The 9,757-nt window shown below is 69.3% G+C and carries 10 protein-coding genes; 8 read left to right on the top strand and 2 right to left on the bottom strand.

All coding sequences use genetic code 11. From position 1 onward, the window contains the following. On the top strand, positions 1-552 hold a 552-nt coding region (locus BGO22_RS14595), incomplete at its 5' end, for a Bug family tripartite tricarboxylate transporter substrate binding protein (RefSeq protein WP_286851472.1). Positions 553-748: 196 nt separating this feature from the next. Here the strand turns inward: BGO22_RS14595 and BGO22_RS14590 are convergent. Further along, complete coding sequence (locus BGO22_RS14590; protein WP_070398496.1) at positions 749-1,459, bottom strand: TetR/AcrR family transcriptional regulator; 711 nt, start codon at positions 1,457-1,459, stop codon at positions 749-751. A 106-nt stretch (positions 1,460-1,565) separates the two neighbouring features. On the opposite strand from BGO22_RS14590, the gene BGO22_RS14585 reads away from it, so the two are divergent. From BGO22_RS14585 to BGO22_RS14555, 7 genes are read left to right on the top strand one after another with little or no spacing between them, the layout of a single operon-like run. Beyond that, positions 1,566-2,621 (top strand): ABC transporter ATP-binding protein, encoded by a 1,056-nt coding sequence (locus BGO22_RS14585; protein WP_070398497.1) that lies wholly within the window; start codon positions 1,566-1,568, stop codon positions 2,619-2,621. A 47-nt stretch (positions 2,622-2,668) separates the two neighbouring features. Continuing rightward, positions 2,669-3,733 carry an ABC transporter substrate-binding protein gene (locus tag BGO22_RS14580; RefSeq protein WP_175442816.1) on the top strand — a complete coding sequence of 355 codons (1,065 nt, stop codon included), beginning with the start codon at positions 2,669-2,671 and terminating at the stop codon, positions 3,731-3,733. Next, positions 3,730-4,572 carry an ABC transporter permease gene (locus BGO22_RS14575; RefSeq protein ID WP_217494343.1) on the top strand — a complete coding sequence of 281 codons (843 nt, stop codon included), beginning with the start codon at positions 3,730-3,732 and terminating at the stop codon, positions 4,570-4,572. Before BGO22_RS14580 ends, BGO22_RS14575 begins: the two co-directional genes overlap by 4 nt. Continuing rightward, positions 4,569-5,399, top strand: coding sequence for an ABC transporter permease (locus BGO22_RS14570; protein ID WP_083293045.1), 831 nt, complete (start codon positions 4,569-4,571; stop codon positions 5,397-5,399). The genes BGO22_RS14575 and BGO22_RS14570 overlap by 4 nt, the downstream gene beginning before the upstream one ends. Before the next feature lie 2 nt (positions 5,400-5,401). Continuing rightward, positions 5,402-6,196, top strand: coding sequence for an enoyl-CoA hydratase/isomerase family protein (locus tag BGO22_RS14565; protein ID WP_070398499.1), 795 nt, complete (start codon positions 5,402-5,404; stop codon positions 6,194-6,196). Positions 6,197-6,220: 24 nt separating this feature from the next. Further along, positions 6,221-7,921, top strand: coding sequence for a class I adenylate-forming enzyme family protein (locus BGO22_RS14560; RefSeq protein WP_254668131.1), 1,701 nt, complete (start codon positions 6,221-6,223; stop codon positions 7,919-7,921). A 10-nt stretch (positions 7,922-7,931) separates the two neighbouring features. Beyond that, on the top strand, positions 7,932-8,669 hold the full coding sequence (locus tag BGO22_RS14555) for a sulfite exporter TauE/SafE family protein (RefSeq protein ID WP_070398501.1): 738 nt from the start codon (positions 7,932-7,934) through the stop codon (positions 8,667-8,669). A gap of 106 nt (positions 8,670-8,775) precedes the next feature. On the opposite strand, the gene guaA is transcribed toward BGO22_RS14555, so the two are convergent. Continuing rightward, on the bottom strand, positions 8,776-9,757 hold a 982-nt coding region (gene guaA, locus BGO22_RS14550; protein ID WP_286851467.1), incomplete at its 5' end, for a glutamine-hydrolyzing GMP synthase.

The raw sequence follows: 9,757 nt of genomic DNA, 5'->3' as shown, positions 1-9,757 counted from the left end.
GAGCTGGTCGCCAAGGCCAAGGGCGGCGCCCCCCTGATGTACGCTTCGGGCGGCCCCGGCGTGCCCGGCCACCTGGCCAGCGAAATGCTGCTGGAGCAGACCAAGGTGCGCATGGAGCACGTGCCCTACCGGGGCCCGGCGCCGGCCACGCAGGCCGTGCTGGGTGGCGAGGTGGCCTGCGGCTTCCTGGCCACGCCCACGGTGCTGCCGCACGTCAAGAGCGGGCGCCTGGTGGCGCTGGCGGTGTCGTCCGAAGCGCCCTCCTCGCTGGCGCCGGACGTGCCCACGCTGGCCAAGGCGCTCAACCAGCCCGGACTGGACGTGAGCTTCCGCCTGGTGCTGCAAGCCGCCAAGGCCACGCCGCCGGCGGTGGTGGCCGAGATCGAGAAGCACGCGGCCGAGATCATGAAACAGGCGGACGTGCGCGAGCGCCTGAAGAACTACGACCTGACCGCCGTCGGGAGCACCAGCGCGCAGGCCCAGCAGGTGATGACCGCCGAAATGAAGCGCTGGGAGCCGGTGGTCAAGCGGCTGGGACTGAAGGCGGAGTGAGGCCGCTCAGGCCATGGCAAACCCGGGTTGATTGGCACTTGCCGGCATAGCCCCCGCGGTGCCATTTCATTTTTCTGCCGCTCCATTCGTCCATCAAGGAACTCCCCGGCGGTGAGGGGCGGGCCGCTCGCCGCCCGGAAAACCCGCGCCTGCCGATCTGCCGATGCCCTTGTTGCCGGCGGCGCCGAACGGGACGTCACTCCGGTGCGCTGGCGTAGACGATGCGCAACCACATGTCCGACAACACGCTCACCACCATGGGCTCATCGTCCAGGTAGGGCTCCAGGCCCGGGGCGCGCACCAGATAGATCTCGCGCAGCAACTCGTCGCTCATGGCGATCGCGCCGCGCACCCTCAGCTGCAGCTGCGCCATCTGCTGCGGGTCGCGCGGGCGCGGATCGCGCCGCAGCACGTCCTCGACGACCGTCCGCGCCCAGGCCGCGTTCAGGCGGTCGCGCGCCTGCGCCAGCTCGCTGCGGTCGCGCATGAGCGATTCGCGCCCCAGCAGCAGTTTGGCGTTGAGTGCGTAGACGGCCACGTAGTAGCTGTTGAACAACAGGATTGCCTCGGCCACCGGCGGCGTGCGGCCGCCACGCGGACGGCAGCGCCTTCGCAGGGCGACGTAGATGCGGATCACCGTCATCGCCGCGTGTGAACGGTCCCGGAAGTGCAGGTAGAAGGTGCCGCGCGCGATGCCCAAGGCCTCGGTGATCAGCTCGACGGTCAGGCCGTCGTAGCCCACGCGCTCCATTTCACGCGCCGTGGCGGCCAGGATCTGCGCCCTCGTGCGCAGGCGTTTGGGCCGCCGCTTCAGCAGCGGCAGCCGCTGCTCCATCACGCTGACCAGGTGAAAGGGCCGACCGGGCGACAGCACGGGCTCGGTCGGCAGGGGATCGGGTGCGTTCATCGTCGGCCCTCGCATGCGGGTAAACCCTCTACTTTGCAAAATTCATTCTGACAGAAGATTCATATATGACGAATACGTCATTTTTTAACGAATAGTCAGAAACAGCATGAACGGTGCCGCAGTTTCCTTCCGAAACATCGCCAAACGCTATGGCGATGCCGTGGCGCTGGCCGACTTCACGCTCGACGTGCGGCCCGGCGAATTCTTGACATTGCTGGGCCCCAGCGGCTCGGGCAAGTCGACCGCGCTCAGCGTGCTGGCCGGCTTCACCGAGCCCAGCAGCGGCGCGCTCAGCATCGACGGGCGCGACGTGCTGGCCATGCCGCCCGAGCGGCGCAACGTCGGCATGGTGTTCCAGGGCTATGCCCTGTTCCCGCACATGGATGTGTTCGACAACGTGTCCTTTCCGCTGCGCCTGCGAAAGGTGGACCGCGCGCAGATCCGCCGGCGCGTGGAGGCGGCGCTGGACATGGTGCAGCTGTCGGCCTATGCCCGGCGCCGCCCCAGCGAGCTCTCGGGTGGTCAGCGCCAGCGCGTGGCCTTCGCGCGCGCCGTGGTCTTCGAGCCCTCGGTGCTGCTGATGGACGAGCCGCTGGGCGCGCTCGACCTCAAGCTGCGCGAGGCCATGCAGGCCGAAATCAAGCAGTACCACCGACAGCTCGGCTGCACCATCGTTTTCGTCACCCACGACCAGGGCGAGGCCTTGGCCTTGTCCGACCGCATCGCCGTGATGGGCCAGGCCCGCATCGCGCAGATCGGGTCTCCGCAGGCGATCTACGACAGCCCGGCCTCGCGCTACGTGGCCGAGTTCATCGGCCGCACCAATGCCCTGGACCTCGTGCCCCTGGGGACAGGGCGCTGGCAGTTGCCCCAACTCGGCCTGGAGGTCCACCGCTCCACCTGGCCGGCGCAGAGCCGGGCGCTGTGCGTGCGCCCCGAGCGCCTGCGCCGCGACCCTTCGCCCGATGCCCACCCGCTGGCTTTCGAGGCCGAGGTGAGCGAAGTCACGTTCCTGGGCGACCAGGTGCACTACCTGCTGCGCGCCGGCTCGGTGCCGGCGCTGCAGCTGCAGGAAGCCCGGGGCTTCCACGGCCGCCCGCTCGCGCGCGGCGAGCGCGTGCGCCTGGGCTTCCATCCCGACGAAGCCGCCGCCGTCGCCTGAGCGCTCCCATGCCCCATCGATCGACCCCTGAAACCCGGAGACACACCATGATCCAACGCCGCCAACTGTTCGGCATCGCCGCCCTGCCCTGGCTGGGCATGGCCGCTTCGGCCGCGCTCGCCCAGTCACGCAAGCTGGTCATCAGCGGCGCGGGCGGCACCGTGGCCGAGGTCTCCAAGTCGGCGTACTACGAGCCCTTCACCGCCGCCACGGGTATCGCGATCGAGCATGTGCCGACCGAGCAGCAGCGCATGGCCCAGCTCGAAGCCATGGTGCGCGCCGGCCGCACCACCTGGGACGCGATGGAAATCTCCGCCTCGGACTACCCGCTGGGCGTACAGAAGGGCCTGTTCGAGAAAATCGACTACACGAAGGTCGACCCGAAGAACCTGCTGCCCGCCGTGGCCAGGATGCCCTACGGCGTGGGCGCCGCAGCCTACTCCGAGGTGCTGGTGGTGCGCCGCGACAAGCTGCCCGCAGGCAAGTCCATCAAGTCCTGGGCCGACTTCTGGGATGTGAAGACCTTCCCCGGGCCGCGCGCGCTGAGCGCCCGGCCGCAGAGCAACCTGGAATACGCCCTGCTGGCCGATGGCGTGCCGGCGGGCGGCCTTTACGCCGCACTGGCCACCCGCCAGGGCCAGGATCGGGCCTTCCGCAAGCTCGACCAGATCAAGTCCAGCGTCACCCGCTTCTGGAAGTCTGGCGCGGAGTCGGTGCAACTGCTCAGCAGCGGCGAGGTCGCCTTCGGCTCCTGCTTCAATGGCCGCGTCAACGCCATGGAAGCGGCCGGCGTGCCGGTCGAGATCGTGTGGAACGGCGGGGCCCTGCACCTGTCGTACATCGGCATACCCAAGGGCGCGCGCAACGTGGCCGAGGCCCTGGAGTTCGTGCGCTTTCGCACCGGCGACCCGGTACCGATGCGCAAGTACATCGCCAAGCTGCCCTACCCCGGCTTCGCGGCGGGCCTGGCCGACGGTCTGCCCGAAACGGTCGCCCGCGCCCTCCCGACCCACCCCGCCAACCTGGCGGTGCAGTTCAGCGCCGACGAAGGTTTCTGGGCCAAACACCTGGACGAGCTGCAGGAGCGCTGGAACGAATGGATGCTGAAGTGACATCGCGTCCCGCCCCCTGGCTGCAGACCTGGATGCTGTGGCCGGCGCTGCTGCTGCTGGCGCTGTTCTTCGTCTGGCCGACGCTGGACGTGCTGCGCGCCAGTGTGTTCGACCCGGACTTCACGACGCAGCACCTGGAGCGCCTGTTCACGCGCCCCATCTACCTGCAGGTGCTCTGGCGCACGGTGCTGGTGGCGCTGGAGGTGACGCTGCTGTGCACCCTGCTGGGCTACCCCGCCGCCTGGTTCATCAGCCGCCAGCCGCGCCAGCGCCAGTTCATGCTGCTGTTCCTGGTGTTCGTCACCATGTGGATGAGCGTACTGATCCGCAGCTTCGCCTGGGTGGTGCTGCTGGGCCGCGAAGGCCTGGCCAACCAAATGCTGCTGTCGCTGGGCCTGGCCGACGCACCGCAGGCACTGCTGTACACGCCCAGCGCCGTGCTGGTGGCGATGGTGCAGATCCTGCTGCCGATCCAGATCGTTACCTGCGTGGGGGCCATGACCGAAATCGATTCCGGCCTGGTCAGGGCCGCGCGCGTACTGGGCGCCAGCCCGGCCCAGGCCTTCGTGCGCGTGGTACTGCCGCTCAGCATGGATGGGGTGGCGACGGCGGCGGCCATCGTGTTCATGATGGCGATGGGCTTCTTCATCACCCCGGCGCTGCTGGGTGGCCGCTCTGACCTGCTGCTGGGCAACCTCATCGAACAGCAGGTGGGGCAGCTGAAATGGGGCTTCGCCGCAGCGCTGGCCAGCCTGCTGCTCGCCACCACGCTGGGCCTGCTGGGCCTGGCCCGGGCCGCTCGAGCGGGCTGGCGGCGCTGGGTGGGAGGCCGGCGATGACGCGCCGCCTGCCCTGGGGCCGCTGGGTGCTGGCCGGCTACACCGTGCTGGTGCTGCTGTACCTGCTGTTCCCGCTGCTGATCGTGGTGCCGCTGTCCTTCGGCGACGACGCCTTCATGCGCTTTCCGCCGAGCGCCCTGAGCCTCAAGTGGTATGGGTCCTACTTCGGCGATCCGCAGTGGATGCGCGCCACCGCCCTGTCCTTCCAGGTGGCCCTGATGGCCAGCGCCATGGCCACGGTGATCGGCACGCTGGCGGCCCTGGGCCTGGAGCGGCGGCGCGTGCCGGCGCGCCCCGCCGTCCAGGTGCTGCTGACCGCGCCCATGATCGTGCCGCACATCTTCCTGGCGCTCGGGGTGTTCATCCTGGCGGTGCGCTTCGGCGGTGCAGGACAGGCCTTCACCCTGGCCTGCGCGCACGCGGCCATCGCCCTGCCCTTCGTGGTGCTGATGGTGGGCGCCGCGCTGCGCCAGCTCGACCCTTCGCTGGAGCGCGCCGCCCGCGTGCTGGGCGCCGGGCCGGTGCGGGCCTTCATGACGGCCACCCTGCCAGGGCTGCTGCCCTCGGTGGTGGCGGCGGCGGTGTTCTCCTTCTTCGTCTCCTTCGACGAACTGGTCATCGCCGAATTCCTGATGGCCGGACGCGAAACCCTGCCCATGCGCATCTGGGCCGACCTCAAGCTGCAGCTCAACCCGACCGTCTCGGCCGTGTCCACGCTGCTGATCGCCGTGACCGTGGTGGCGCTGGGTGCGGCCGAAGGGCTGCGCCGCCGCGGCGAGGCCCGATCCCTGACCGGCCGCGCCGGCCAACCAACCGAAAAGACCTGACCATGAGCCTGCGTTACGACAAGTCCGATGGCATCGCGACCATCACCATCGACAACCCGCCGGTCAACGTGTTCACGCCCGCGCTCCACCGCGACCTGTACGAGTTGCTGAGCGAGTTCATCACCGACGACGAGGTGCGCGTGGGCATCCTCACCGGCGCCGGCACGCGCGCCTTCAGCGCAGGCGACGACATCAAGACGCCGCGCCCCGAGCGCAGCCAAGCCGAGCTGGTGCGTCGCCACATGGGCCAGCGCCACCGCGGCGAAGCGCTGGAGTACCCAGGCTGGGAGCACGAGGTGATGCGCCTGGCGCAGCACCGCTACAAGCCCATCATCGGCGCGGTCAATGGCCCGGTCATGGGCCAGGGCATGGTCTACCTGCTGCAGTTGACCGACCTGCGCGTGGCCTCCACCAACGCCCGCTTCGGCCTGCCCGAAATCGCCTACGGCATGGGCGGGGCCGGCGGCTCGACGCGTCTGTCGCGCCAGATTCCGCACCTGGCGGCGATGTGGCTGGCGCTCACCGGCGAACCCTTCGACGCCGAGACCGCGCTGCGCAACCACCTGGTCAACGAAATCGTGGCACCCGAGCGCCTGATGGCGCGCGCGAGGGAAGTCGCCGCCCTCATCGCCCGCCACCCACCGCTGGCGGTGCGCACCGAGATGGAAGCCAGCTACCGCGCGCAGGACCTCACGCGCGAACAGACCCTCGCCTACATGGGCAACCTGTACCGCCTGCAGCGCGTGGCCTTCGACACGCGCCCCCCTCTGTCCGAGGCGCAACCGGCGGCGCGCTGACCCGACCCGGAGCCGTCCATCACCATGACACGACCCAGCCACCCCGACGCCATGAACACCCCCGCCACGCCCGAGCAGCCCGCCGCCACCGACCCGGGGGTGCTGGAAATGCAGCGCATGCGCGCGCAGATCGAAAACGACAGCGGCCTGCCGGCCACCCTGGGCGAACTGGTGCACGAACGCGCCCTCGCCACGCCCGATGCGTTGGCCGGGCATTGGTTCGACGAAGGCCTGCAGCTCAGCTACCGCGAACTCGACGAGGCTGCCGACCGCCTGGCCAGCCAGCTCGTTCCCCTGGGCGTGCGCAAGGGCAGCCACGTGGCGGTGATGCTGCCCAACGTGGCGGCCTTTCCCATCAGCTGGATCGCGCTGGGCCGCATCGGTGCCGTCATGGTGCCGGTGAACACCGGCTACACCGGCGAGGAAATGCACTTCGTGCTGCAAGACTCGGACGCCCAGTTTCTGATCATCGACCACGGGTACCTCGGTGCCTTCGCCGCCATGCCTGCGCGCCCGCCCCTGCTCGCCGACGAACGCCTCGTGGTTCACGGCGGCGAGCCGCCCGAGCACGCGCAGGCCTGGACCGAACTGGTGGCCAGGGGCACGCTGCCCTTCGCGCCGCCCGCGCCGGTGGGCCCCGACGACCTGCTCAATCTGCAGTACACCTCGGGCACCACCGGCTTCCCCAAGGGCTGCATGCTCACCCACGACTACTGGATGCTGCTGAGCCGGGGTGCCGCGCACATGCGGGGCGCTGGCGGCGACGTGCAGAACGTGCTCATCTGGGCGCCCTTTTTCTACATGGACCCGCAGTGGCAGTTCCTCATGGCCCTGTGGCTGGGGGGCACCGCCTTCGTCGCGCGGCGCATGAGCCTCACGCACTTCCACGACTGGCTGCGCCGCTACCGCATCCACATGTGCATCTACCCCGAGCCGGCGCTCAAGCAACCCTCGACGCCCGAGCTGGACGCCCAGCTGTCACTGCGCTACGTATCCATCTATGGCTGGGGCACCGAGGCCCGGCGCGAGATCGAGCAGCGCTTCGGCGTCGTGGCGCGCGAGGGCTATGGCATGACCGAGATCGGCGGCGGCACCGTGATGCCGCAGTCGGCCACGCACATGGCCTACGTGCGCAGCTGCGGCCTGCCGGCGGCCTACCGCGAACTGCGCATCGTGGACGAGGCAGGACAGGACGTGCCCGAGGGGGAAGTGGGCGAGCTCTGGGTGGCCGGTCGCGCCATCCTGTGGGGCTACTACAAGCGCCCCCAGGCCAACGCCGACACCTTCCGCGGCCGCTGGTTCCGCACCGGCGACCTGTTCCGCCGCGACGGGAACGGCTATTACTTCATCGTGGGCCGCATCAAGGACATGATCAAGCGCGCGGGCGAGAACATCGCGGCGATCGAGGTCGAGGCGGCGCTGCGGACCCTGCCGGAAATCGAGGAAGCGGCGGTGGTGCCCGTGCCCGACCCGCTGCGGCGCGAGGAGGTCAAGGCCTACCTCAAGCTGCGCGAGGGCCTGAAACCCGAGGATGTGCCTCCCGAGCGCGTGTTCGCGCACTGCGAGACCCGGCTCGCGGCCTTCAAGATTCCGCGCTACCTGGCCTACATGACGTCCGACTTCCCGCGCACGCCCACGCGCAAGATCGTCAAGCGCCAGCTGGTCGATGGCGTGGCCGATTTGCGCGCCGGCGCCTACGACCGCGTCGACCAACGCTGGCGCTAAGCTGGCGCGCATGACGGAACTGATCTACCCCGCCACCGTGGTGCTGCTGGGCTACGTGGTGCTGGGCATCACGGGCTTCGGTTCGGCGCTGATCGTCGTGCCCCTGCTGGCCTGGCGCTGGCCCTTGCCCGAGGTGGTGGCGCTCACGCTGTTGATGGACGTACCTGCGTCCATCCTGCTCAGCGGCCTGAACCTGCGCCAGGTGGACTTCGGCGAACTGCGCCGCCTGCTGCCCGGTATGGCCGCCGGCGCCCTGGCCGGGCTGTGGCTGAGTGGGGTGCTGGACGCCCGCTGGCCTTTGCTCGCGTTGGGCCTCTACGTGGCCGCCGTGGGCATCAACGCGCTGCGCCCGCGCCTGGCCGCGCCGCGGCCCCTGGCCGCACCCTGGGCCCATGGCATGGGCTTCGGCATCGGCCTGGTGGAGATGCTGTTCGGCACCGCCGGCCCCCTGGTCGTGGCCTGGCTGAGCCGCCGGCTGCAGGACGTGCACGCCCTGCGCGCCAGCACCCCGCTGATCATCGTGGCCGGCGCCGGCACGGTTCTGCTGGGCATGGCCTGGGTCGGTCGCCTGTCGAGCGGCGCACTGTGGTGGCGCTGGGCCGGCCTGATCGGCCTGGCCTTGCTCGGCGTGTTGATGGGCAACCGCCTGGCCCGCCACGTACCGGCGCCGAGGCTTCGCCAGCTCATCTGCGGCCTGCTGGTGATCAGCGGGCTGATGCTGGTGCGGCACGCCTGGACCCCGGCCTGAGGCACACGGGGTCGCGGGGAGGCCCTCCGAAAGGAGTTATTTGAACAAAATCAAATGGCTTTTTATTGATTCTCATGTTTTACATTAGAATCAATTCTGCGACGGATCACTCCCACTCGATCGTCGCCGGCGGCTTGGAGCTCACGTCGTAGGTCACGCGGTTGATGCCGCGCACCTCGTTGATGATGCGGCCCGACACGCGCTTGAGCAGGCTGTAGGGCAGCTCGGCCCAGTCGGCGGTCATGAAGTCGCTGGTCTGCACGGCGCGCAGGGCCACCACGTAGTCGTAGGTGCGCCCGTCGCCCATGACGCCCACGCTCTTGACCGGCAGGAATACCGTGAAGGCCTGGCTGGTCAGGTCGTACCAGCTCTTGCCGGAATGCGGCTCGATCGTGGAGCGCAGCTCCTCGATGAAGATGGCGTCGGCGCGGCGCAGCAGGTCGGCGTAGTCCTTCTTCACCTCACCGAGGATGCGCACGCCCAGGCCCGGCCCCGGGAAGGGGTGGCGGTAGACCATGTCGTGCGGCAGGCCCAGGGCCACGCCAAGTTCGCGCACCTCGTCCTTGAACAGGTCGCGCAGCGGCTCCAGCAGCTTCAGGCCCAGCTGCTCGGGCAGGCCGCCCACGTTGTGGTGGCTCTTGATGGTGACGGCCTTCTTGCTCTTGGCGCCACCGGACTCGATCACGTCCGGGTAAATAGTGCCTTGTGCCAACCACTTGGCGCCTTTTGTTGAAGCACCACTTGAAGTGAGCTTGGCGGCCTCGGCCTTGAAGACGTCAACGAACAGGCGGCCAATGATCTTGCGCTTTTGCTCGGGGTCGCTCACGCCGGCCAGCTCGCCCAGGAAGAGTTCGCTGGCGTCCACGCGCACCACCTTGGCGTGCAGCTTGCCGGCGAACATCTCCATCACCATGTCGCCCTCGTTCAAGCGCAGCAGGCCGTGGTCGACGAAGACGCAGGTGAGCTGGTCGCCGATGGCGCGGTGGATGAGCGCGGCCGCCACGGAGGAGTCCACCCCGCCGGACAGGCCCAGGATGACCTCCTCGTCGCCCACCTGCTCGCGGATCTTCTCCACCGCCTCGGCGATG

Source organism: Hydrogenophaga sp. 70-12 (genome assembly GCF_001897365.1).
Lineage (GTDB): Bacteria > Pseudomonadota > Gammaproteobacteria > Burkholderiales > Burkholderiaceae_C > Hydrogenophaga > Hydrogenophaga borbori.
This window is presented reverse-complemented; position numbering and strand designations above follow the sequence as displayed.